The sequence below is a fragment of the Butyrivibrio sp. INlla16 genome (genome assembly GCF_900104155.1).
GTDB lineage: Bacteria > Bacillota > Clostridia > Lachnospirales > Lachnospiraceae > Butyrivibrio.
Genome location: NZ_FMYB01000026.1, coordinates 13,165 through 37,462, shown reverse-complemented (window position 1 = coordinate 37,462; position 24,298 = coordinate 13,165). Strand labels below are relative to the sequence as shown.

29 protein-coding genes, 1 tRNA gene and 1 pseudogene are annotated in these 24,298 nt (G+C 43.0%); 2 read left to right on the top strand and 29 right to left on the bottom strand.

The window, feature by feature from the left end; translation table 11 throughout:
* Positions 1-48 precede the first annotated feature (48 nt).
* The 21 genes and pseudogenes from BLR42_RS23565 to BLR42_RS12800 form a co-directional block, all read right to left on the bottom strand.
* Complete coding sequence (locus BLR42_RS23565) at positions 49-1,275, bottom strand: SEC-C metal-binding domain-containing protein (RefSeq protein ID WP_091869812.1); 1,227 nt, start codon at positions 1,273-1,275, stop codon at positions 49-51.
* Positions 1,275-2,228, bottom strand: a complete 954-nt coding sequence (locus BLR42_RS12895) for a hypothetical protein (protein ID WP_091869809.1) — start codon at positions 2,226-2,228, stop codon at positions 1,275-1,277. The genes BLR42_RS23565 and BLR42_RS12895 overlap by 1 nt, the downstream gene beginning before the upstream one ends.
* A gap of 49 nt (positions 2,229-2,277) precedes the next feature.
* Positions 2,278-2,787 carry a DUF6398 domain-containing protein gene (locus BLR42_RS12890; RefSeq protein WP_091869806.1) on the bottom strand — a complete coding sequence of 170 codons (510 nt, stop codon included), beginning with the start codon at positions 2,785-2,787 and terminating at the stop codon, positions 2,278-2,280.
* Positions 2,788-2,798: 11 nt separating this feature from the next.
* Positions 2,799-5,027 carry an SF1B family DNA helicase RecD2 gene (locus tag BLR42_RS12885; RefSeq protein ID WP_330387358.1) on the bottom strand — a complete coding sequence of 743 codons (2,229 nt, stop codon included), beginning with the start codon at positions 5,025-5,027 and terminating at the stop codon, positions 2,799-2,801.
* A gap of 27 nt (positions 5,028-5,054) precedes the next feature.
* The gene (locus tag BLR42_RS12880) at positions 5,055-5,510 is read right to left on the bottom strand and encodes a flavodoxin family protein (RefSeq protein ID WP_091869799.1); all 456 of its coding nucleotides are present in this window, start codon (positions 5,508-5,510) and stop codon (positions 5,055-5,057) included.
* A gap of 101 nt (positions 5,511-5,611) precedes the next feature.
* The gene (locus BLR42_RS24100) at positions 5,612-5,854 is read right to left on the bottom strand and encodes a DUF4298 domain-containing protein (RefSeq protein ID WP_091869919.1); all 243 of its coding nucleotides are present in this window, start codon (positions 5,852-5,854) and stop codon (positions 5,612-5,614) included.
* Between the two features lie 39 nt (positions 5,855-5,893).
* A pseudogene (locus BLR42_RS24095) lies at positions 5,894-6,193 on the bottom strand (cytochrome C biogenesis protein); the annotation flags it as partial.
* Between the two features lie 13 nt (positions 6,194-6,206).
* The gene (locus BLR42_RS12865) at positions 6,207-6,545 is read right to left on the bottom strand and encodes a hypothetical protein (RefSeq protein WP_091869796.1); all 339 of its coding nucleotides are present in this window, start codon (positions 6,543-6,545) and stop codon (positions 6,207-6,209) included.
* A gap of 18 nt (positions 6,546-6,563) precedes the next feature.
* Positions 6,564-7,127, bottom strand: a complete 564-nt coding sequence (locus BLR42_RS12860; RefSeq protein WP_091869793.1) for a rhomboid family intramembrane serine protease — start codon at positions 7,125-7,127, stop codon at positions 6,564-6,566.
* 1 nt (position 7,128) lies between these two features.
* Positions 7,129-7,407, bottom strand: a complete 279-nt coding sequence (locus BLR42_RS12855; protein ID WP_330387356.1) for a hypothetical protein — start codon at positions 7,405-7,407, stop codon at positions 7,129-7,131.
* Positions 7,408-7,565: 158 nt separating this feature from the next.
* On the bottom strand, positions 7,566-8,351 hold the full coding sequence (locus tag BLR42_RS12850) for an ADP-ribosylglycohydrolase family protein (protein ID WP_091869787.1): 786 nt from the start codon (positions 8,349-8,351) through the stop codon (positions 7,566-7,568).
* A gap of 25 nt (positions 8,352-8,376) precedes the next feature.
* Positions 8,377-9,144: a CpsB/CapC family capsule biosynthesis tyrosine phosphatase gene (locus BLR42_RS12845; protein ID WP_091869784.1), complete on the bottom strand. Its 768-nt coding sequence runs from the start codon at positions 9,142-9,144 to the stop codon at positions 8,377-8,379.
* Between the two features lie 27 nt (positions 9,145-9,171).
* Positions 9,172-11,571, bottom strand: a complete 2,400-nt coding sequence (locus tag BLR42_RS12840) for a VirB4-like conjugal transfer ATPase, CD1110 family (RefSeq protein WP_091869915.1) — start codon at positions 11,569-11,571, stop codon at positions 9,172-9,174.
* Between the two features lie 19 nt (positions 11,572-11,590).
* Positions 11,591-11,977: a PrgI family protein gene (locus BLR42_RS12835; protein ID WP_091869912.1), complete on the bottom strand. Its 387-nt coding sequence runs from the start codon at positions 11,975-11,977 to the stop codon at positions 11,591-11,593.
* Between the two features lie 65 nt (positions 11,978-12,042).
* Complete coding sequence (locus BLR42_RS12830) at positions 12,043-12,909, bottom strand: VirB6/TrbL-like conjugal transfer protein, CD1112 family (protein WP_091869781.1); 867 nt, start codon at positions 12,907-12,909, stop codon at positions 12,043-12,045.
* Positions 12,910-13,057: 148 nt separating this feature from the next.
* A complete protein-coding gene (locus BLR42_RS12825; protein WP_091869778.1) occupies positions 13,058-13,270 on the bottom strand; it encodes a type II toxin-antitoxin system prevent-host-death family antitoxin in 213 nt (70 codons plus the stop codon).
* A 52-nt stretch (positions 13,271-13,322) separates the two neighbouring features.
* Positions 13,323-13,535: a Maff2 family mobile element protein gene (locus BLR42_RS12820; protein WP_091869775.1), complete on the bottom strand. Its 213-nt coding sequence runs from the start codon at positions 13,533-13,535 to the stop codon at positions 13,323-13,325.
* A gap of 229 nt (positions 13,536-13,764) precedes the next feature.
* The gene (locus tag BLR42_RS12815) at positions 13,765-15,528 is read right to left on the bottom strand and encodes a VirD4-like conjugal transfer protein, CD1115 family (RefSeq protein ID WP_091869772.1); all 1,764 of its coding nucleotides are present in this window, start codon (positions 15,526-15,528) and stop codon (positions 13,765-13,767) included.
* Positions 15,525-15,998 (bottom strand): PcfB family protein, encoded by a 474-nt coding sequence (locus BLR42_RS12810; protein ID WP_091869768.1) that lies wholly within the window; start codon positions 15,996-15,998, stop codon positions 15,525-15,527. The genes BLR42_RS12815 and BLR42_RS12810 overlap by 4 nt, the downstream gene beginning before the upstream one ends.
* Entirely contained in the window at positions 15,995-16,195 is a 201-nt protein-coding gene (locus BLR42_RS12805) for a hypothetical protein (protein WP_091869766.1), read from the bottom strand. Before BLR42_RS12805 ends, BLR42_RS12810 begins: the two co-directional genes overlap by 4 nt.
* 133 nt (positions 16,196-16,328) lie before the next feature.
* Complete coding sequence (locus BLR42_RS12800; RefSeq protein ID WP_207648540.1) at positions 16,329-17,408, bottom strand: DUF5688 family protein; 1,080 nt, start codon at positions 17,406-17,408, stop codon at positions 16,329-16,331.
* A gap of 306 nt (positions 17,409-17,714) precedes the next feature.
* On the opposite strand from BLR42_RS12800, the gene BLR42_RS12795 reads away from it, so the two are divergent.
* Positions 17,715-17,984 carry a type II toxin-antitoxin system prevent-host-death family antitoxin gene (locus BLR42_RS12795; RefSeq protein WP_091869763.1) on the top strand — a complete coding sequence of 90 codons (270 nt, stop codon included), beginning with the start codon at positions 17,715-17,717 and terminating at the stop codon, positions 17,982-17,984.
* On the top strand, positions 17,977-18,288 hold the full coding sequence (locus BLR42_RS12790; RefSeq protein WP_091869760.1) for a type II toxin-antitoxin system RelE/ParE family toxin: 312 nt from the start codon (positions 17,977-17,979) through the stop codon (positions 18,286-18,288). Before BLR42_RS12795 ends, BLR42_RS12790 begins: the two co-directional genes overlap by 8 nt.
* A gap of 55 nt (positions 18,289-18,343) precedes the next feature.
* Here BLR42_RS12790 and BLR42_RS12785 read toward each other — a convergent pair whose 3' ends face one another.
* The 8 genes from BLR42_RS12785 to BLR42_RS23560 all read right to left on the bottom strand — a co-directional run bounded on the left by BLR42_RS12785 (position 18,344) and on the right by BLR42_RS23560 (position 24,018).
* Positions 18,344-18,565, bottom strand: a complete 222-nt coding sequence (locus tag BLR42_RS12785; RefSeq protein ID WP_091869757.1) for a hypothetical protein — start codon at positions 18,563-18,565, stop codon at positions 18,344-18,346.
* A gap of 91 nt (positions 18,566-18,656) precedes the next feature.
* Positions 18,657-19,946, bottom strand: a complete 1,290-nt coding sequence (locus BLR42_RS12780; RefSeq protein WP_091869755.1) for an ATP-binding protein — start codon at positions 19,944-19,946, stop codon at positions 18,657-18,659.
* A gap of 188 nt (positions 19,947-20,134) precedes the next feature.
* Positions 20,135-20,207, bottom strand: a tRNA-Ala gene (locus BLR42_RS12775).
* Positions 20,208-20,333: 126 nt separating this feature from the next.
* Positions 20,334-20,624 (bottom strand): hypothetical protein, encoded by a 291-nt coding sequence (locus BLR42_RS12770; RefSeq protein WP_091869752.1) that lies wholly within the window; start codon positions 20,622-20,624, stop codon positions 20,334-20,336.
* Between the two features lie 5 nt (positions 20,625-20,629).
* Positions 20,630-21,748, bottom strand: a complete 1,119-nt coding sequence (locus BLR42_RS12765; RefSeq protein WP_170832761.1) for a replication initiator protein A — start codon at positions 21,746-21,748, stop codon at positions 20,630-20,632.
* Positions 21,749-21,855: 107 nt separating this feature from the next.
* Positions 21,856-22,755: a ParB/RepB/Spo0J family partition protein gene (locus BLR42_RS12760; RefSeq protein WP_091869747.1), complete on the bottom strand. Its 900-nt coding sequence runs from the start codon at positions 22,753-22,755 to the stop codon at positions 21,856-21,858.
* Positions 22,756-22,758: 3 nt separating this feature from the next.
* Positions 22,759-23,544 carry a ParA family protein gene (locus BLR42_RS12755; RefSeq protein ID WP_091869745.1) on the bottom strand — a complete coding sequence of 262 codons (786 nt, stop codon included), beginning with the start codon at positions 23,542-23,544 and terminating at the stop codon, positions 22,759-22,761.
* Between the two features lie 3 nt (positions 23,545-23,547).
* Positions 23,548-24,018: a DUF6462 family protein gene (locus tag BLR42_RS23560; RefSeq protein WP_242879321.1), complete on the bottom strand. Its 471-nt coding sequence runs from the start codon at positions 24,016-24,018 to the stop codon at positions 23,548-23,550.
* Positions 24,019-24,298 lie beyond the last annotated feature (280 nt).

The window sequence follows — 24,298 nt, the reverse complement described above, 5'->3', positions numbered from 1 at the left end:
CTTGGGGACGATTTACAACTTCTTGAGGTAGTGTCTTGCAGCAATCTCTTAATTCCTGCCGCAGCACTTCTTATATTTCTTTCCAGAGCCACATGGACACGGATCATTGGGATATATCTTTTTCTGGCTTACAACTTGTTCTCCTGTCGGACCATAAGGCATACTGATAACCGGCAATGTATCCGCATTGCTCTCAAAGTCAACATTCATCCCCATCTTTCTCATCTCAGGTGCAGCCTTTGCCAGCATCTCTGCAGCCTTGCTGCTCCCTGGAACAATTGTAAGTGGCTGTCCCGGCTTGTACGGCATCATTCTTGCCATTTCATTGGGTGTAAAGCCTCGATTGCTCTTCATTCGAGTGTTGTTAGAGAGATTATTGTAAAGCTCGACTATTCTATGAATCTGTTTATCATCCCTGAACTGGAAGTTATTCCAGAAATTCTGCATGGATTCATGAGGATCACCGCCACTTGATATGTCATCCCACTGCTCAAGCAGTATATCCTCTGCATCATAGTACGTCATTCCAAACTCACGCTGCAGAAATCCCAGCATATCCTGGTATGGCTTGCCTGATATCAAAGCCAGATTTTCATAGAACTCTTCGATCTCATCAATTGTTGGAATATAGTAGTCTTTTTCTCCCTGCATCATCCTAAGCTGCCTCAATGACTCAAGGTTATCCACATAAAGATCGTCCATGTACATGAAATCAACCTTAACTGTCCATAATTGGTCATAAGGGAAGTGATCATATATATCCTCAAGCTCTTCCTTATCCATATCAAACTTTTTCAGATTAACGAGCTTAAGAACTATATCTTCAGGAGCATATCCATAGAGATGCTCAACCCATCTGAAGCATTTATACACCCATGATGCACGCTTTCTATATTTGTCAAACTTTTCGCCCTTTACTTTCATAAAAGCAGCGCCAACATCCTGGGGGACGAAAAACTTATTATCACCAATGACAGCATAATCAAGCATGTTAAATGTTGCCACGATATCATGGTCTTTTTCCGGGTATTCATAGGTAGCACTGATGCTGTTTTCAAAGATAGTGATGGCACGGTCATCAAATATCGATAATCGGTAAAACATCACATCGGGATCCAAGATGAAGTCCACAACAGCATCAATCAATTCATTTTTCTTTAATTTTGAGTAGCCATGCATTCCTATCTGACTGGCAAAATTACAGATATCCTCCTTGTTATACAGTTCAAATTTGTCTTTTATCGAACCAATCTTGTATGATTTTTCCCTCTTCATTACTGTTCCTCATCATCTTCCATATCCCATGGATTGATATCTATATTTGCCTGGATATTGATCCGCTTACCACTCTCATCTCTAAAAGGGAACTCTACGACATTAGGTTCCTTGGGATCAATTATTCCAAAGTAATCATTTACCGGTGAGTTACGCAGCTGTTCCTCTGTGACTTTATCAAGCAGAAGGAAATCAACATCCCAGAAGCAGCTCTCCTCGTACCTGCGGAGATCCTCATACATATTGATGATGTCTTCAGTAACCTCCTCCAGTTCCTCGCCTTCATAATCACCCGCCATATCTTCAAGAATTGCCTTCTTTACAGTCGTGCGGTCAGGCTCAGGTATAGGCATAACAGTAGAATACTCTTCTTCGTCGTCTTCATCATCTTCAAGGTCCGATATATCAACGTCATCATAGATGAACGGATCCGTGAAATCCCTTGGGTGATCTTCATCATAGAACGGAAGAGCTTCATCATCGATGTTAGCAAAAGCATCCGCATCCCAAAAGCCTTCATCTTCGTCCATGTCATCAAAGATTCCGTCTTCCATTTCCTCGTTGATCAGATCTACCTCATTTATCTGCCTCCGGATTACACTATTGAGTGCATATTCCATTACAAGCTCCGGTACATACTCTTTCTTTGCCTTAAGCAGCTTGTATAATCCAAAAAAGACCTGGTTAGCCCTCTCTATCGGATAGTTCTCAGGCAGGTATAGCGAAGAAACATTCTGAGCAAAATCCATGTCCGTCATAAGCTCCGCAAAATTCACCATTTCATCGAAACTCTTATCGGCTGCACTCTCATCAAGCTCACCCTTAACAGCCATTCTCCAGGCAACTTCATCAAGAATTATAGTCTCCATCATATCTATAAGGCGATCGTTCACAAACTTTTTCAGTATTTTGTGAGCTTTTGCGTCTGCAGTCAAATTGGGTAATTTTAACATAGAATCCTCCTGGCAAAAGAAATAGTCCCAGCTCGCCCTCTTCTTCGAATCAATCTTTTTCTTTCAGAGCCGGAACATAGGGAATAAGTCCCTTCTCATAGCAAATCTGCTGATACTCAAGCGGAAGTCGTCTGGCATCCATGGCAAGCCCATTAACTTCTACCATCCAAATCATCGGATTACTTTCCATCTCTGACGGAACAATCCATTCCCCATTGAATACATCTATCTTAAGCATTTTCTTTATTTCAGCTGCTTTTGATGACGCTGTAGATTTTGATACTCCAAAAATGTCAGCCAGATCAGCCGCAGACATATAATGCTTATTAGCTCTGTCAAATATGAAATTGGCAGTTCCAACAGCATATACAATACCGGCAGCCCATGTGTATGGACGTCCTTTGAGCAATGGAGAAGGTCTCTTCCTGCACAATTTAGCCAGTGCTTTCAAGCACAGTGCTTCATATTCCTCATCAAGATACTTCTCGCAGAAAACTGTGATAATCTGTCCGATAACATCATAGTACTGCTGCATTTCCTTTGGTACACTGTTTCCCATTTGTCATTCTCCTATCTGTATAGTCTCTCTTTCAGAAGCGTATTCCTCTTTGTCACTGTTACGTTCCGCACTGCATAAGACAGCGCTTTCTTTGTTCCGACAATGACCAGGATTTTCTTGGCTCTGGTGATGCCGGTGTAGATCAGGTTCCTCTGCAGCATTATGTAATGGTTCATGAGAACCGGCATAACCACTATAGGATATTCTGATCCCTGTGCCTTATGAATAGTCGTAGCATAGGCATGTACCAGCTCATCCAGTTCTGTCACATCGTATTCTATGCTACGGTCATCAAAGTTTACAGTAAGCGTCCTGTCCGTATCATTGACAGATTCAATGATACCAATATCACCGTTAAAGACTTCTTTGTCATAGTTGTTCTTGATCTGCATTACCTTATCATCAGCGCGGAACACATATCCGCTCCTGCGAAGACACGGCTTTGGCATCATAACCTTGCCCCGACCTCTCATGAATATTTCTTCATCCGCCGGGTTAAGAGCCTCCTGCAATGCCAGATTCAGGTTGGTTGCGCCTACAACGCCTCTCTGCATCGGAGTCAGCACCTGGATCTGTGACGGCTCAACATGATAATAGTTGGGGAGATTGGCCTGTACCAGCTTCACTATCTCTCCTGCAACAGCATCGGCATCTTCGTTTTCCATGAAAAAGAAATCCGTATTCTTGCCATTACTGATGTCAGGCATCTTGCCTTCATTGATCCTATGAGCGTTCATGACTATGCGGCTGCTCTGAGCCTGCCTGAATATCCTTGTTAGTCTGATCACCGGAAAAGACATTGAGTCGATGATGTCTCTCAGGACATTTCCTGCGCCGACTGATGGCAACTGATCTATGTCACCCACCATAATAAGCCTCATGGTTGAAGGAATTGCTTTGAGCAGTGAGTTCATGAGGATAATATCGATCATGGAACACTCATCGATTATAAGCACATCTCCCTCGAGAGGGTTCTCTTCGTTCTTCTGATATCCCTCAGGTGGTTTGCACTCAAGAAGTCTGTGGATGGTCTTGGCTTCCATTCCGGTCGCTTCCGTCATCCTCTTGGCCGCTCTTCCTGTAGGTGCTGCAAGAAGAATCTTAAGACCATATGCCTTGTAGGCAGAAATGATTCCGTGGGTTGTTGTGGTTTTTCCTGTTCCGGGACCTCCGGTCAGAACCATGACTTTGGCGATAGCAGCCTGTCTGATTGCATCTGCCTGGATATCATCATATGCCATCCCGGTCTTTTTCTGAATGGATTCTATATCAACAGAGAGCTCGTTGTTTCCGCTCCTCTGCCTTGCTTCCATAAGTCTTGAATACAGCTTATCTCCTGCCGGAGAATCAGCCAGCTTCTTAAGCTTGGATGCAACGCCAACTTCAGCATAATAAAACGGTGGCAGGTAAATCGGTGTTACAGGATTCCCTTCTTCATCTGTCTTAGAGATGTTCCGCTCAAGAATCAGCTCTTCTTTCTTCAGCATCTCATCCATTGTCATGGTCACTGTTTCATCGGATGCTTCCAGCAGTTCTTTTGCCTTATCTATAAGCTGCTGCCGCTCGGCGTAAACATGACCGTCATTTGAAAGCTCCGACAGAGTATACATAAGACCGCTCCGCAGCCTCACATAGGATTCTTTCTCAAAACCAAGCTTCATTGCGATCTGATCGGCAGTCTTAAATCCAATACCCCAGATATCATCAGCAAGCTTGTAAGGGTTCTCCTTCACCACAGAAATACTTTCGTTACCATATTGCTTGAATATCTTGGCTGCATAGGAGGTGCTGACCTGATGCTCCTGCAAAAAGAGCATGATATTCTTGATCTCTTTTTGCTTCTCCCAGGACTCGGCTATCATCCTTATTCTCTTGTTGCCGATACCTTCAACTTCTACAAGCTTCTCTACCTGAGTCTCTATAATGTCAAAAGTATCTGTACCAAACTTTTGGACAATACGTTTTGCAAACTTCGGTCCCACGCCCTTTATAAGGCCTGACCCAAGATACTTCTCCATGCCATATACCGTTGCAGGAAGAGTCTCCTCCCAGTTCTCAGCCACGAACTGCTTGCCGTACTTGGCATCCACCTTCCAGCTTCCGTCCACTAAAAGAACTGATCCCACATTGGCATCAAGAAGATTACCAATGACAGGAACCAGCTCTGAATAATCCTTTACCCTGCACTTTAAGACAGAGTACCCGTTTTCCGGATTCTGATATGTAATTCGTTCAACCACACATCGTATCTTCTGCATGGCAAATGATCAGGCTTTTCCAACTCTTACAAGAGTTCTGTAAAACTCGACTGCATCCTTTAAGTCATTCTCATCCGGATGACCCTTGCTGGTACCCCCAACAAGCTTAAATGGACCGAATGTGTTGTAACCATGACAGGTAAACTTGCCGACAATCTCAGCCTTCTTGCCCTTGATGGAATCCGCCATAGACTTGGTGAAATCCTTGTTCATGGCACTTGTCATGATAAAAAAGATCTTCTTATTCTGAGGAAGATTTACCTGGGCAAAGTTCTTTATCTGCTGATGGAACTGCGCTGCGTAAATGCCGGAAGCAAAACCGATAAGATCATATCCGGTCAGATCCTTCTCGTGAACCTGTGTTGCATCCACCAGCTCCACATCAAACTCTTTTGCAATAGCCTCAACGACCTTCTTGGTATTTCCATGATGGGTTGAAGCATAGATTATTACTGCATTACTCATAAACACTCTCCCACAAAACGTATTGTTCGCAATTAGCTCCCTCTATTATATTGGAAAAAGAGCTCTACCGCCATACAAAGCGATAGAGCCCACATACTTTTTTAGTCTATGGAATCCAGCAATTCCTTGTATCTCTCCAGCATATTGTAAATGCCATCCTCTGACAGCACACCTCTCTTCAAATCTGCCGGGAGCTTTCCGGCTTCATCCAGAGCAAAGTCATCTTTCCAGTCCTGGCTGCTATAATATGCTGCAAGCCTATCTATCTCAGGCTGATACGCCTTCAACTCTTCAATATCTTCTGCACCCAGTTTCTGCAAAGCTGTATCAAGGATTGTCTCCATTTCCTTAATACGCTTAAAAGCTGCGCTATCACCAGTATCCAGCTTGATTACGTTGATTACCGGTTCCTCATATGGATGAAATCGCCGAATTGCCTCTACAGTTCTATCCTTGTTGGCATCCTCAACATTTACTTCCACCTTTAGTTCCGGTTCTTCACTCCACTCACCTTGCCTGCCAATCGTAGGATTAGAGCCTTCCTCAGAAAACCATACGCCGGTAACAGGATAATATGACAAGCATCCCCGGTAATTTCCTATATGACCTGCATCCACTTCCAATAACGCCTGTCGAATGACCTGAAGGGATTCTTTAGGAATAAATGTTTCGATCTTATACATGATTGCCGCTCTTTCAATCCATCAAGTGAGTCAGATCTTCAATTGCCTCAGGCTCATAGACAAAAGCTGCAACACACTCCTCCAAGGTTATTGGCTCCAAATTGCTGAATGCTCTCGACACATTGATTACTTCAAAACCATCTTTCCAAAGGGCTGTTACATACTTTTTCCTTGCCGTCCTGTGAAATAAGACCTGTTGAACATCGTCGCTTATATAATCCGGATACTCGTCAAACAGATCTTTCGTAATATCCTCTTCCTCGTGATCTTTTAGCCCTCTGATGTGAGAAAGAACTCCCTCCATCTCTTCTAATTTATACTTCTCGATATAATCATCCTTATCAAACTCCATTTGTTGCTCCACTTAGTCTCACTTCTTATTAAGTCTATATCCCACAACAGCGCCGATAACACCGCCAATAATATGTGACAGATTTGATATGTTATCCTGCAGGAACAGTCCCTCGTACACCTGCTGCCCTATGAAGACTATCGTCACCAGTATAAATGTCAGCGGAATCTCGCCGTTCTTGAAGCTGGTAAAGGATGTTAATAGAATAAATGCAAAAACCACTCCACTGGCTCCACATAAAGCCACGTTCCAAAATAGGAAATAGTTTACAAGCCCGGTTACAAGTGCAGTAATAAGTATGACCTCTACAATCCTCTTGCTTCCGTACTTTTCCTCAAGCATTGGACCAAGCAAAAGAATATATGATGCATTGCCAATATAATGCTCCCATCCACTATGTCCAAGAACATGAGTAAAGAATCTCACATAAGTCAGCGGATTTGCTAATGAAGAATGATATGTCATGAACAAAAGCTCATTGCTTTTGCCCAATGTGGCAAATCCCAGAATCAACACTGCCAGACTTAAAAATATAAATCCCAGTACTACGGGAGAATTAAAAGTTATTTTCAGTTTTTTCATCTTAATCAACCAGCTCCAGATATTCTACAGTCTTTCCATGCTCAAGAGCATAAGCAATCTCTGACTTTGTGCTGCTGCCAATATAACCTCCAACGTTGATAACGTAGATACCATCGCTCATGTCAATCTTCCGTTTGTGGATATCATCTAGCATTTCCTTAGTCTTTGTCTGGGTTCCTTCGTCCATGTTCTCCCAGACCTCATTATCACCGGAGTGGCCGAACAGTCCGACGCTTATAACAATATTACCCTGCAGAGTAAGCCGCTTTTGAGTTTCCATGAACTCCTCCTTAAAACGCGTACTACCACACAAGGTTATAACCTTATATCCTCCAACCATAGCTTTTCTCCTTGAAAACAGATACCACTATTATATACCAAACATGTGCTTTTCCTATACCGAAAAAGAGCCAGGAACATTATCCCAGCTCTCGCTCATTACATCATCAGTATTTCATACAAATCCGGTGTCAGATACTTCTTCAGTAAACCTTCCGCATCAACGCTTCCAAATCCGCCATAGAACTCTTCTGCTACGCCACCAGCGATTGCTCCGAAGGTATCAGAATCACATTCCAGGGAAAAGACATTTCGGATGAAGCTTTCATAGTCACTGCTCTCGTAGAAACATCTCATGGCTGCAGGTACTGAGCCCTGGCAGCTCTCATTCCATTTATAGCGAGGTCTGATCTCATCAAGGCTGTAGGCAATGCTGTACTCGTAATCGTCCTTCGGGTACTGTTCCAGAACGTAATCGCAGATCTCCTGCTTGCTCTTACCGTGCTTTGCCATCCATATGCAGGTTGCGGTAACAACTGCTCCCTTGATTCCTTCAGGATGATTGTGTGAAACAACTGCTGTGGCCTCAGCCATCTTCTGCATCTCGTCGTAGTCCTCATAGAACTCTCCCACAAAGGATGCTCTCATTGCTGAGCCATTGCCCCAGCTGTTGTAAGGCTCATGGTTATTCCCATTTATCCAGTTGAAAAACCTCCCGCCATAACCGGCAAATGGATACTCGCGGCCAATAGATACCATGGTCTCAACCAGATCTGCTCCGGTCTTCAACGCTTTCTTTATTGCCAGAGTCATTACTGTATCATCTGTGAAACCAATTGCATCGCCTTCTGCCAGAGGTACATTCTTCCAGTCGAGATCCTTTGGCCTGTCAAACTCAAACTGTGCTCCAAGTATATCGCCTAAAACTGCTCCTTTTACCGCCATGTCATTTCCTCCATCCTATCTATAATCAACAGCCTCGCAATAGTCTCTCTTTGGGATTCCCTGCCAGGATCCACATTGCCTGCTCTTCTGAAGTAAGCTCTAAGAGCTTTCTGACCCCCTCTTCTATCATAGGCGGCCTATGATCCAGCCTATGAGCATCGCTTCCTATGAAATCCACAAGCCCAAATTTGACAAGTTCCGTAGCAATCTTCCTCGTTGAAGCTGATTCCATTTTGCTTAAGCTATACGCATTTATCTGTACTAGAGCTCCCTTTTCCTTTAGAAAAGAAATACTCTCAACGTCAGTAAACTCATACCTTTCAACATGGGCCAGCACTGGTGTATAACCCTCTTCGCGTAATTTATTAACACAGAAAAGAGCATCCTTGAGGCCTATTCCATATGTTGGTAACTCTGTGAGCACATACTGTCCAAATGAGGGATAAATCCCATCTTTTAGCTTACTAATACAGTTTAATACATTTCCCGGATGGCAGAACATTTCACATCCAAGATCAATATGTACGTCAACTCTGGCCGCATACACAGCCTTGCTCAGTTCCTCGAAAGCTCTTTTAACCTTGTCGGCATCATGATTGAAAGCCATGCTATGAGGTGTGGCAAAAATATAATCTACGCCCTGTCTTTTTTCCATCTTCTCTCCATAATACTTACTGGCACTTGTCTTATTCTTCAGCTTCCTGCCATAGGTCTTAAGTCTTCCTGTTTGCACTCCCTCCGGGGTTGTCCCCTTATCCGTGGAAGGAATTCTTGTGTATAATCCCTCATCCATTTAACTTCTCCTCTCGATTTACAGTGCTCATGCACCGGTTGTTTCATCTGCCACTTTATTCTGCTCTATGAACTTGGTGTTGATAACTTCATAGAGCTTGGTATCCTTCGGGAATCTGTCGATAAACGGCAGTATAACGTTGCCATAAAAAATAAGTCCTTCACCTTCTCCCGAATGTGTCACATATGAGAGCTGATGCGGACTTATGTTGAGCTGTTTCGCCAGGATTGCCCTGTCCCCTATGGCCTGATTAAGCATAAGAATGAAGTCGGAATTTTCAAATATATTCTCTACTTCCCTTGATGCCAAAAGGTCTTTTACGTTCTGAGTTATGCCTGTCGGCATACCGCCCCACTTTCTGAAGCGCTTCCAGATTTCTACAGTGTATGCTGCAGTCTGTTCCTCGCGTAAAAGAAGGTGTAGCTCGTCCATATAGTATCTTGTGGACTTTCCTGCTTCCCTGTTCTCCGAAACCCTGCACCAGACCTGATCCTCAATAATGAGCATGCCTATCTTCTTAAGCTGCTTGCCCAGGTCTTTGATATCGAAGCATACCAGACGGTTATGAAGTTCCACGTTGGTCCTGTGGTTAAAGACGTTGAGGGATCCTGATACATATATTTCAAGAGCTGTGGCTACATACTTAGCCTCCGGCTCTTCCTGCTGCAAAAGAAGGTTATAGAGATCTTCCAGTATCGGGATGTTCTCCGGTCTTGGATCCTCCAGATATTTCCTGTATACTAACCTTACACATCTGTCGATGACTGTTCTTTCTGTAGGCGGAAGTCCGTCCTTACAGCCCATGATGAGTTCGCATAGGGACAGGATAAAATCAACCTTCAGCATTACAGGATTATCATCCTCAGAATAATTCATGGTGATATCCATTGGATTGACGTACTGGTCAGAGGTAGGACTTATCCTTACCACCTGTCCGCCAAGATATTCCACCATTGCACGATATTCATTTTCCGGATCAGTGATGATGATATCATCGTCAGTTACGAGGAATGCATTTGCGATTTCTCTTTTAGCTGCAAAAGACTTACCGGAACCGGGAGTACCAAGTATAAGGCCGTTAGGGTTCTTAAGTAGCTTTCTGTCAACCATGATAAGATTGTTTGAAAGTGCATTGAGTCCATAATATAGAGCACCCTTGTGATCCTGGAACAGCTCCTGAGTCGTAAACGGCACAAAGATCGCTGTACTTGAAGTAGTCATGCCGCGCTGGATATCAACTTCGTTATAGGCAAGAGGAAGGGTACTTACAAGTCCCTGCTCCTGCTGGAAGTCGAGACGCACCAGATTACATGAATGTTTCTGAGCTATTGAAGATGCCTGAAATATATTGTTTTCCAGTTCCTGCTTTGTTCTTCCGGTATTCATGATAATAAATGTCAGAAGGAACATTCTCTCGTTCTGGGACTGGAGCTCTTTTAGCAGGTCTTTTGCATCCTTGCCATAAGTAGCAAGGTCAGAAGGGATGATGTCGATATCATATCCGGCACGCACTGCCTTTTTCTGCTCCTCGATCTTGGAGCGGTCGAGCTCAGTGATCGTATGCTTTACAGTCTTTATGGCTTCGTTCTGATCCACGGACTGAAGATGCATTGTAACGATCTGGCTGGACTCCATGCCAAGGAAATCTGCAAGCATCCTATCGCTGATATCTGATGCATCGATTGAAAGAAAGCTCATGGCACACCAGGTATCGCCCATCTTGAAATATCTTCCTGTTGGAAACTCAAATGAACTTGGCGCGATGAAATCTTTTACAGAAAGTCCCGACTGCACAAGGTACTTCCAGTCAAAGTGGAACTTCGCATTATCTCCCATGTGCATCTGCCTGTGCATAAGCTCAAGTCTCTGCTCTCCATCAAGCGTTTCAGCTCTTACTCCCAGCCTCTTAAAGTTGTTTAAGATATCCATCTCGATATGGACCAGACGGGGTTTTGCTGACTTCATGGAATCAGCATGGATCCCGAAGCTTATGTATTTTACTTTTGTAAGACCGTTGTTACCAGCCTGCATGTTCTTTAAAAGAACTCCGGAATACTCATCCCTTACTTCATTGAAGCCGTCGTTCTGATGGTCTATCGCTATCTTTTTCTCAAAATCCTCAATCTCCGTAGCGAAGTTCATGAATGAAAGCTGGAAATGCACTGAGCTGTCAAAGAAGTTAAGGAAGCTGCACCATTCCTCGAATATCTCCATCTTATCCTCCTGCTGTGCAAGCTGATAATTGATATCCTGGAACTGGATGGTCTTGGTATAATAATCATCCCCCACTCTGCAGATGCCATCAGGAAACATCCTGTCAAAAGTAATTGTCTGCTGTGCAGTCCTTGGAGTGCCGTCATTTTTCTGGGCTTCCTTGATGATCCTTTTTACTTCCTTCTGCTGTTCTTTTGATAAGCCCTCCGGCACTGTAAATTCTCTTTTTTCCTTATCCCTGTTCCATGGAAGCACGAACAATTTCCTCCACCTCCTGTTCTGTTTTAGCAAGGCGCATAAGCGCTGCATAGTAGTTATCCGTTTTGTACGGACGCTTCTTGGGCCTTATGAAAATTGCCTCAATAAAGTGCCCCAGGTATACTTCCAGAGGCCGTCCGTTCTTTTCATACATGGCAAAGAAAAAGATGGGCATCATGATCACCATCATTCCCATAACTGCCACGTTTACCTCAGCCACGCTCTTTATAAGAAAAAATGACGGAACTCCTATGAGTGCCGCCACTGAAAAGCATATGAGCTGCCTTTTTGTGAGGTTAAATAAGATCTTGCTTTTTACCTTTGTTAAGTCCCTGGGGACACTAATGTACGAAGCTGCCATATAAGTAACCAAAAATGTAAATCCATGCTGAATTGTTCATTTCTGGTTTTCCTCCTTCCCTAAAGTTAATGACACTGCAGGATCGCCTTAGCCACTGTGTTTGTCTTAAACAGTGAGAATGCCAGCAGTATCGTATATCCCAAGACTCCCCATAAAGAGCCAACTATATCGCTTGAGAAAGCAAGTGTCTGAATGAGCATCGCATATATCCCAACGCAGATCATGATAAGAAATCCCTGGAAGCCAAGAGCAAAAAGGCTCTTAACATAGTTCATTCCGATTGTGCTCTGCTCCCTGTTCCCGAAGGTAGCAAATGGGATCGGAGCCATTGAGACATACATGTATATCTCAATCATTCTCACATATATGATCACAAAGATTATCTTTGAAAGAAGCTGCGTTATTATCATGATGATGGAAACCTGGAAATACAATGCCACAAGGCTCCAGATATCCATGGCTTCAAGTGTGCTCTGCATACCAGCCAGCGCTGATGCATCAACCGCTGTCGAAGCTCCGATAAGACTTCCCGCGCTTGCCACCACATGCTGTGCCACATCAAACACCGCCATTGTAAAATCAAATGTGTGTGTTATCAGCTCCACTGCAATGGCAGTCTTGAAGATCCATTTAAAGATGAACCAGGTCTCAAAGTTCGCCAGGTTGTTATAGCTTATGATCAGCTGTATCAGTTCATAACAGGCAACAAACGTCAATATTATTCCTGCTATTGGCAATATCACTGTTTCAGAGATATTGCGTATCATTCCAAACACAGATGGCGAAAACGCTGAAGGCGTTCTTCCAACCTCCGATGCAATGCTGCCGACTTCTGAATTAACAGAATCAAACATGTTGCTCAAGTGACTCATAAGGTAAGGGATAATCAGGTTCTTCAGGTATTCTTCTATTTCTTGTAATACTCTCTCCAAAACACCCCTCCTCTAATTTTCATTGTTAGTAGTTTTTTGTAAAAAATAAGGCTGACCACCGGTTATGATGATCAGCCCCTAAAGGTTACAATATTCAATTTTCATTATCTTCGCTGGATGAACCACAACTTCAAGGATGCAAGATGCCTTACCTATCTGTTTTCTTTCCACTTTTAGCGATCTTTTTCATTATGGCTTCAAGCGCCTTCTCGTCTACATTTGCAAGGTCAAGTATCATGTACTTCGGTTCGTTGCTCTTTAGGATAAGAGCTGACCCATACTTGTCTACGACCTTAGTTACCTTGGAAAAGTTATGATTTGCATCAGTGATTGATAGCATAGTATTCGTGTCTATATTCATGATGGCACCTGCCTTTCACGAATATAGTATCACGAATAATAGCTATTTTCAATCAGAATAATCCAGCAAGAAGAGGAACAAGTGTAGTACCGATAAGTGCCACACCTCCACCAGCCATTAACTGTTTCATTCCCTGTGATTTGGCGCCTGGATTGTCATTTCCATAACCTTCAAGAAGGTTGATAACGCCCCAGATTCCGAGGCCTGCGCCGAGTGCGATTACGATGGTCTGCAAGCTGCCGACCGCTGAATTGAAGAATGCCATAGTAGCTATTATAGGTGCTACTATATTAGCTACATCATGTATGCAACTATTATAGCAGCACCCTCTCCTTTCTGCAAATAGTTTTTGTTTGTTAGCGACATTCCGCATGTTTACTGGAATGCCGGTTGATAGTTGCTGCCAGAAACCCGTCGACTGATTTCCGGCGTATGGCCATACATATAAGATAAAGCTTTTAGAGCCATGCCCTTTATCGACACAGCAATAAGCTCTAATCTTCCTCTGTTACAGTGACGACATCATATTCGTCGTCACGTTTCAGAACCAGCTTGTGGCTTAAAAATTTTTCCACATCAAACCAGTTCTTTTTATCTGCATCCGCTGTATACTTATAGTTAGGATGCTGCGTAAGATCATATTTGTCAGACAGGAAAGGTCTTACGCCCCTCACCTGTACGATACATTTGCTGCCATCCATGACAGCAAGCTCATCAACGCTCATAAGGTCGTGACCGAGCTTCTGGTAGTTCATGTTGTAGCTCTGGGATGTCCCCCTGGATTCTCCGGTGTTGTACATGTCAATGGTCTCCTTACCCAAAATGGTATTGAGATCTTTAAGCGTTGTCTGCTCTGAGCCTCCAAGGAAGATCTGGCTGTCGCAGTTGCCTATGATGGTCTCGCAGTTATCTTTATAGATAGCCTTTAGCTGAGACTTAGCCTGCAGCACCAGCGCCGCAGAAATCTCACGGCTTCTGATGGTCGCCATAAGTTTTTCAAGATTCGGTATCTGTCCGATATTGGCACACTCATCGATAAGGCATCTCACATGTACAGGAAGCCTTCCACCGTAGACATCATCTGCCTTTTCACAAAGGAGATTAAACATCTGGGTGTAGATCATAGATATCAGGAAGTTAAATGTTGCGTCCGTATCTGACATGATCAGGAACAAAATTGTCTTTTTATCTCCCAGGGTATCAAGTTCCAGTTCATCATAAGATGTAAGGTCTCTGAGTGCCTTAATATCAAAGCACGCAAGTCTTGCACCGCAGCTCACGAGAATAGATTTCGAAGTTTTGCCGGCAGCCATCTTAAATTTGACATACTGCCTTACTGCAAAGTGGTCCGGATCTCTTTTGGCAAGCCTGTCAAACAGGATATCTACTGCGTTTTTGAAGTTTTCGTCGTCTTCCCTGACTTCCATGGAATTGATCATTTCCAGTAGAGTATTGAAATTCTTTTCCTCTTCCGGTGCTTCATAGTAGATATATCCAATGAGCGCCGTATACAGCAGTTTTTCTGCTTTCTCCCAGAACGGATCTCCGGGAGTTCCTTCGCCCTTGGTGTTGACCATCAGCGTAGTTACCAGCTTCAATATATCTTTTTCCGAGTGCAGATATGCGAAGGGGTTATAATGCATACTCTTGTTAAAGTTGATGGTATTGAAGATCTTTACCCTGTAACCAGCCTTCACAAAGAGCTTGCCCACAAGATTTACGATATCCCCTTTCGGATCAGTGACCACGTAGGATGAATGCATCTGAAGGAGGTTAGGCAGGATAAAGAATCTTGTCTTACCTGAACCGGAACCGCCTATGACCAGCACATTTTTATTCCTTGCAAACTTAAAGAGCTTTGGCCTGGAGTTCATGGTAATGCGCTCCGTCTGGGACAGGATAACGTTCTTAAAAAAATCCGGGTCTATAAAAGGTTCTATGTCCTCATGTTTCCCCCACCGGGCTGAGCCGTATTCGACGTTGTGTCGAAAGTGCCTGGCATTCTTACCTTTAAGGTAGACCGCCAGCCTAAGTGCTGCCCCACACGCTATTCCAACAGCAAGGTCAAAGGGATGAAAGCTTGGAAAAAAGTTCGAAAAGGCTTCTCCGAATCCTCCGTATATGACCATGCCCTGAACCTTTTCTGCAACCGTAGTTCCCCAGGATATGCGCCACGCTTCTCCAAAGTTAGTGCAAAAGAGACCCACTACAAAGTACGGGATATTCAGGATAATTGTCTTCTTGGTCTTTGAGTTCATCTGACATTCTCCTTAAATTTCTCTTTTACCTTGCGAGGATGCTTTGCAATGAAATCCTTGAGCTGACGCAGCTTTGCGATAACGCTGGGCTTTTCTTTATCCTGGCGCTTCACTATCTTGGCAGTGTAGTCCTGCACCACCGCAGTGATGGCATCCATATCTTTTGCCTTGAAAAAGACAGTGAACTTGGGCGGATCCACATCCTTGTGCTTTACGATGGCAAAATCAACGCCGTATTTATTGGCTATGCGCTTGAATGTACGGACGCTGTCACCATCAACATCCATGCTGGTGGCACCCTGCCCCTGTTTCACAAGCTCTTTTACTGTCTGCTTGCCCTCTTTGGGAAGAGCTTTTTTCTCAGCACGTTTCCTTAAATATTCCTTGAGGATTGCCCACAGAATCCGTCCAGTTATTTTACCGGTATCTGCGGCCAGCTGACAGGTCTTTTCCGATATTTCTTCGTTCATAGCATCACCGCCTTCTTATTCTGCCTGTGCTCGTCCATTATCTTAGCCATGCACGGAAAGCAGAATGTTGTACCGTTACCATATGGACATGGAGTCTTGCAGTTATGTGGTTTCATTCCCGATGTAGGAATCGGGTCTCTTGTTCCGCAAAAAGCCTTGCCTCCGCTGTATTTTTCTCTGTTATATGCCTGTGACATCTGTATTAACCTCCAACAATTGGTGCCAGCCTTTAGAAAAGAATAGGCGCCAGCCCGGGGTATACCCAAAGCCAGCGCCCACTTACAAAGGAAAAATGAAAGGAACACCAAGTCTATTTAGCTAATTTGATTATCAGATGGCTTCGCCACCCTTGGCCTTTGCGGCCTTTTCAACAACATCCTTCTTGACCTGCTTGGAAGCCTCATCCCTGGCTGCCTTAAGGTCTCCAAGGAGAGATTTCTTTTCAGAAGTCTCATGGATTCCTGCCTCTTTTGCAGCCTGACGCTCCACATACTTCTCACCCAGCTCAAACACTTTATCCTGGGCATCGTAGTGGTATACGCTGTCAGTAAGCTGGTCTGCAGGATCTACAGTTGTGGCATTTACCTCTTTTACCATGTTCTCAAGGCTCTGGAGATCAAACTTACCATTGTCAGGAATGATCAGAATTTCATGGATGCTGCTGGGCAAAATAAAGAAAGAGCCATCGACTCTTTCCGCAGCCTTGTCCATGAAGTCCTGGTACGCAAGAACGCCTGCGCCGTGGACATTTCCCTCTACAGAAGCAACAAACATCTGCTCCTGCTCAGGTGGAATATTAAGACCAAGCATCTCAAGATCATCAACTCCCATCTGCTTGGCAAGCACTTCCCCCATGCCCTGGATTACAAGAGGTCTGATCTCAGGTGCGTTCTGAACAGCGTCAGCGTGGAGCTGATCAGCAGTTATTCCGTAGTTATCAACCATCTGATTCGTCACAAGGATTGTTCCTGTGCCCGCCTCAGTATCTCCAAGAACAAAGCGATAAACAACTGCCATGTCCTCCATGTTCTTATGGGGAACAGTTTCAAGGAGCTCTGCGTTTCTTTCTGCGGAAACAACCTCCATGGCAAGTGTTGACTTCATCTTGTCATAATCAGTGAAAGCATCCACATCAAATGCCGGCTTGTTATCAAGAGCATTTGAAGCTACATCAGCAGCGCTGTTTACGATGGTGTCGTAAGATCTTCCGTCCTCATACTCCTTATATAGTGCGGAAGCATTGAGGTTTACTCCGATGATGCTGTCCTCTGGCTTAACCGTGATTGCATCATAAGTCTCATTCATCTTATCAACTGTGCGGGTCTCAACTGTTGTGTTGCCGCCTGTTCTCTCATCCAGAATTGTCTTTACGTCCTTAGCAAGGTTCTCTTTAAATGTCTCAAAGTCCATGTTATTTTCCTCTCTTCTTCACATGATTTTGTGCAAACAAAAATCACTGGGTTATGACACAAATGTCAGAACACAGTGATTCGTCAAATTGGTTCGTATTTCTTTTGCAAAAGAAAATGCGCTTTGCGATGTGGGATGTTTCGTATCTCATATCACTTGGCGCATTATAATAATAACATGGCTATTTTAAGAATAAAATCTACTGCAGGTCTACAAAAAGTCTACAATTGGTCTACGCAATTTACAATATAGCATAATTTAGTTATAATATGGTTATAATACTACTATCATATAGGAGGTAATCTGATGCAGACAATAATTAGACCATCAGCTAAGATAAGACAGAATTACAATGAAATATCAGATCTGTGCAAAGAGACCAAATCCCCTGTTTTCCTCACCAAAAACGGCGAAGGTGATCTCGTAGTCATGGATATCGAAACTTATGACGAAAGAGAACGCACTCTTGCTCTTAGGGAAAAGCTTGTAGAAATCGAAGAGAAAAGACTCGCAGGAAGGCCCGACTATAATGCACGTGACGTACTTGCAGAATTGAGGTCAAGGCACAATGGATAAATACACTGTTGATATATCCCCCGAAGCCAGGGAAATTCTCTTTATGTGGGTTGATACCTGTGAAGCAGACAACGGTCCGGAAGTTGCCAACGATCTGATTGACAACTACGAATCCATGCTTGATACGTTGGAAAAGAATCCAGAAGCCGGAACTGGAAGGCTCGAAGATCTTCCCAAGAAATACCGAGCATATCACATATGGCGTCATCTCTGGGCAGTTTACCAAACTTACTACGATTCTAAAGTAATCAAGATTGAATACATAGTTGACGACAGACAGGATTATAAAAGGTTTGTAAAATAATCGGAGGGCAGGATTCCTGCCCTCTCGTCTTTTCTATATCAAAAAGTTTAGTTGCTCATACTATTTCTTTTATTACTGAATATGTCTTGTTCCACTTCTGCTCCAATCCGTTCCAGTTGTATGTGAGCTCTCCGTTAGGATACAGACAGATGAACTTGCTGGTTATCTCAGATGGATTATCCTTGGAGTCATAATAGGCTCCACCGCCATTATGAGGACTTTTCTTTTCGTAAACAAAACCATCAATCAACAGTCGCTTCGGAAATTCAGTAATCATCGTTTCCTCCAATCAAAACATGTCAGTAGTTTCATCTACAAATTATTGTACTATTTATAGTGTTCAAATACAATATGTTGTGGTTTAATTTTCAATAATCCAAACTATCTTCATTCTGCAGAAAATCAAACAGGCTCATTATTGTGATTCCCTGCTCATTTCTCCATATCTTCGCATTCCCGCCTACAATGATGATTTTCTTGAATGAATCGGCTATCTTTATGAGCGAAGCCTGCTCCTGATCCATCTTTTCTTTATCAGGCAAAGCAAAAGCCGACTGTATGTAATACCTTTTACTTCCCTGATTCACCACAAAGTCTACTTCAAGCTGCTTCCTTACCTTTTTTCCGTCTTCTTCAACTCTGATTTCTACAACTCCTACATCAACGTTATATCCGCGATAGATCAGCTCATTGTATATGATGTTCTCCATGATATGAGTTTCTTCATACTGTCTAAAATTCAGAAAGGCATTCCTTAATCCAATATCAGTGTAATAATACTTAGCCGGAGTGCTGATATACTTACGTCCCTTGATGTCATAACGTTCAGCCTTCTGTATCATGAAGCTTTCCTGAAGATACTTCAGATAATTGGCAATGGTAGGCATAGATATCCCTTTACGACCACTGCTGGCAAAAGTATCTGAAACCTTCTGCGGATTGGTGAGAGACCCTATTGCGGAAGCTACCAACTTCATCAGCTCTTCCATTCCATTTTCATCGTGGATATCATACCTCTCACAGATATCACGCAGGTAAATTTCATTATTCAATCGCTCAAGGTAAGAAGCTTTGGACTGATCGTCCGGCTCAGCAAGTATATGAGGGAGTCCACCATAATAGGTGTAATCCTGCCAGGCATCAAACTTATCTTTCCCGGAAGCAGGCAAATACTCAGAAAAAGACAGTGGTGCAATGTGAATCTCATCCCCTCTTCCGCGGAACTCAGTCATTACGTCCGACGAAAGAAATTTTGAATTGCTGCCAGTAACATATACATCCACATTTTCTTTTCTTAACAGACCGTTCAACAAGCCATAAAGCCTTATTGGAATATCCGGATTCTTCATTTCCTCTTTTGTTATGGCATACTGCGCTTCGTCAATAAAAACGTAGTATTTCTGCTTGTTGTCAACAATCCTGCCCTTGATGTACTCATTTAGTTTTTTGGGGTCTCTGTAATCAGCATAGTCTTCATCATCCAGTGGCACTGCTATGATGTTGTCTTCCGGAATCCCCTGTTCAATTAGGTAGTTATAAAAAATCTCAAATAAGAGATATGATTTTCCACATCTCCTTATTCCAGTAATAACCTTAATCAAGCCATTGTTCATATGACTGATCAGTCTATCCAAATATCGTTGTCTGGAAATATACATTTCTTTGCTCCTATTTTAGATTTGCGGTACATGTACCGTTTTTCTAAAGTATATTTCATGTCATCATGAAAATCAATGCTCATTTTAGATTTGTGGCATATGTACCGTTTTTCTAAAACAGCTTTAGGGAACTTTTGCTAAGAATTATATGCAAAAAGTTCCCTAAAGCTTCTATTCTCCAAATAGTATGGAGCATACGAGACTCGAACTCGTGACCCCCACACTGCCAGTGTGATGCGCTCCCAACTGCGCTAATGCCCCAGGCATGTGTCTGGAAAAGACAGACCATATTTTAGTGCTTCCTCACGCGTTTTCATAGATGCTATTTTACACTGAAACATTTGCATTTGGTGCAAGTTATGAATTTTTTCGCAGATTATTTTCTGGTCATGACGCCAGTATCTTTGACAACATGTCGCTGATGCTGTCAAGCAGCACTCCCACCGCAACAGCGCAGAAAGAAACAAGGAATAATCCAAATGACATCCCTATTGTGAACAGCATCGGAGTCCATTCATGTCTGCAGAAATGGAATGCGATCACTATGAACATCAGCAGGTAGATCAGCCCCAGTACCATGGAGCCAATCTTTGCGATTACTTTTGCCCAGGTTCTGATAAAACAAGTGATCAGGAATACAGGAAACAGTATTATCTTTGCGAATAGTTTAATTATCATAATCTTCAGTTCTCCAATAAAAGTTCTTCAAGTTCATCGTAGTTGATAGTTGCATTGTCACGGCTGCAATAAGCCATGTCATGGTTTACCTGTGCCTTTATCTGCGCATCAGCAGTTGTTGGTGAGTTATAGAGCATCGCCAGCAGATACGCCCTGGGATTCTTGGGAACTTTGGTAAGCTTATCCCAGTTAGCGATCACATCCTCGATGTGGAATCTTTTGAGACCAAGAAACCTCTCCCTGACGTCATCCATATCACGTTCTTCACTGCCAATAACCATGGAATCTCTGCTGGATGTCACGATGTCTACTATCAGGCTTTCTAAGCCTCTGATCTTTTCTTCGTCATTAGGGTAATCATTACAGAGCCTTTCTGTCTCAATATTCTGACTTACGATCTCTCTGTAATTTGCACAACTCTCATCCTCTCCCATCTCATCCCCAGTGCAGATTGGATGAGACTCAGTATAACTATAATCAGTTTTATTAATCTCTGTATTATTAGTGTTTGAATTACAAACATGAGCATGTTTATCTTCGGTACATGCATATGTTTGCGAATCAAACATATCGTGTTTGGAATCAGTACATGGAGCATTTTCATATGCTTGATTTTCAAACACGGGAGAAGCCTCTGATGTTTGGATTTCAAACATATCATTTTCGCAGCTCTCTGATTTCTTCATGGATGGTCCAGTGATTCTGATGATGTTATTTTTCTTTTCCGGTGTTTGCGTTTCAGACACTGCAATCTTTCTAGGTCTGCGTTCAGCAGCCTGGTCTACAAACATCTTCACATAGATCTTGTCAGGATTGTACTTTCTGTCCTTCTCACGCTCAATGAGCCCTATCTTCTCAAGAGCATTGAGCATGTCATACACCTTATTTCTCCCACGATGTAGATCCTGCATGAGCTTCTTCTGCCCATAGATGATATAGACTCTGTGCTGGTTGTCATACCATCCGTTCTTGGTAGAAAGTGACATCCTATCAAGCAACAAGCCATACATGAGCTTGGCCTCATTATCCAGATCTTCAAAATATGGGTCTGTAATCAACAATTTGGGTATCCGGTAAAAAGTCATCATGTCAGCCTCTTTACCATAAAAATAATCAAATCTCATATTCTTTTCCCTAAATGGGCTCCTCCTAAATTTTGTTGCCATGTCCTGTTTTCAAACACAGCATCCTTGGACATAATTGTATTTACATGTACATTTCTGTATTACGATTACTGTTCCTGCTCCAGCTTCCATTTCTCCAAGAGGCTGATTATTATATCTTCACGCTCTTTCAGTGACATATAAGCCGGAAAATATTTATTGAGCTTTCTTTCTGTGAAAGTCAGCTTCTTGGGATCAGAAGGTGCCTCCATGTTTCCATTTAAAACATCAATGAGCTTTTGCTGTGTAAGCTCTCCCTGCTTGAATCCATTTCTGATAGCAGCTACTTCATTCCATTTAGGGATTCTGTTTTCATTGCAGTACTCATAAAACCATTTCTGGATTTCCCGAGCGAAGTAAGACATTTCAACGGCTGTATATAATGGAAGATCCTTATCATCTACAAGGTCCAATAGTTCCGGAATCAGCTCTGTGAGCCTTATATACCTGTGGATTGAGTTCTTGCTTTCTCCCGCTTTCTGAGCCAATTCTTCATCGGAGCGCAACTTCGTCCCTACTAGGGACGAAGTTAAATCCTTACGTGCACCCTGCCTTTTCATAGCATCAAGCTTCATCTTATAAGAGAATGCCTTCTCACTTGGTAGTATCTCCTCGCGCTGGAGGTTTGAATCAACCATGAAAATTATGGCGTCATCATCCTGCATTTCTTTTACAATCGCAGGTATTTTCCTTAAGCCAGCTCTCTTGGCAGCATGTAGTCTCCTGTGACCGGAGATCATTTCATATCTGTCGCCATCAGGCCTTACAATTACAGGAGTAAGAACTCCGTTCATCTTGATGCTGTCCACAAGTTCATCCATTTTTTCATCATCCAGTACCTTGAAGGGATGATTTTTAAAAGGAAAGATCATCATCACATCTATGTCGGAAGTCCCTTCTGTTGAAGGAACTCCCAAGAGCTCATCTATACTTGTCATCTGAATTTTCTGTCCAACTCTGCTTGCCATAATTTAGCCCACCTTTCTTGCAATCTCTTTTACCAGTGCCATATAAGCGTTTGAAGCCTTACCATTCGGATCATAAGCATAAAGGCTTGTTCCCTCAGCTGAAATCTCTGCAGCTCTGACCGACATTGGAATCTGATTCTTGAAAACATTTATTTTGTCAGCATAAAATTCATTAACCTTTTCAATAATGTCTTTTGCATAATTGGTTCTCGTATCTACCATCGTGAGCAGGATTCCTTCAATCTCAAGCTTCGGATTGAGCTGCCTCTTCACACGCCCTATGGTCTTGATCAACTGCTGAAGGCCTTTCAGTGGAAGATATCCAACAGAACAAGGGATGAGTACTGAATCCGCACAGGCCAGAGCGTTAATAGTCATCATGCCCAGTGATGGCATGCAGTCCAGAATAATTGCGTCATACTGTTCTCTGGCTGCATTTACATATTCCCTGAGCACTGTTTCCCTGCTGAGAACTCCGGTAAGTGTTATCTCAAGCCCAGACAGTTCAATGTTTCCAGGCATGATGTCAATTCCTTCACTGTGGTGTAGAAGTCCGCCCTTTACATCCCAGGGCTCATCATTTATAATTTTCATCATCACAGTAGCAAGGGAATAATCCAGATTGTCAGGCTCATTGTAGCCAAGGCTCACGGTCAGACTCCCCTGCGGATCATTGTCGATTGCCAAAACTTTCTTGCCCTCTTTGGCAAGGCCAATTGCCAGATTTACGGCAGTTACTGTCTTACCGACTCCTCCCTTTTGATTTGCGATTGAAATTACCTTGCACATGTATTAGTCCTCCCGTCCTATGTTTTCAATGAACATATCTATTTTTTCTGTATTAAAAAGAACCACTCCATCAATCTTGTACTTTGCTTTGGACTGCTCAGCCCATTTTTCAATCGTCTTGGTGCTGACTGAATACAGATCTGCAGCCTCATCCAGCCTCACATACTTTTTACCGCGCACCATCCTCTCATCAATTGGTGCTTTTTCTTTTCTCCTTGGCATAGAGTCCTCCATTTCTGCCGGATCCCGATATTCATTGAACTGCTCGATGTAATCTTCCAGAATATCCAGATCTACTATTGCTGTTTTTCTTAGTGTGATCACGGCACCTGCCTTCTTGCAGAACCTTACAAATGTCCAGTACCTCATGCCGAAAAGTCTTGCTCCCTCGGCATATTTGATGAATCTTTTCCTGTTCTGATCATTGATGTATTTTTCAAGATCAGGACCTTTTGCTATGTTTTTCCCATCCATCGCTCTCCTTTCCAGCGCAAAATAAAAAGGCACTTACCTGTAGTATTTCTACTAAAAGTAAGTGCCTAAAAAGTTTCAAAGACCATTCTTCTGAAACTGTTTCTCTATTCGATTTTCATCTTAAAGCGGTTTCTGCACCCATTTTCAGATTGTCATCTGATGTCTATGAGTGTCGTACCAAAAACAGCAATTTTTCCATTATCTGGATATATATGTAAATAAATGCCGTAGAATCGGTAACACATCGGTGTACCTATTTCCATGTATTTCCATTTCTTAG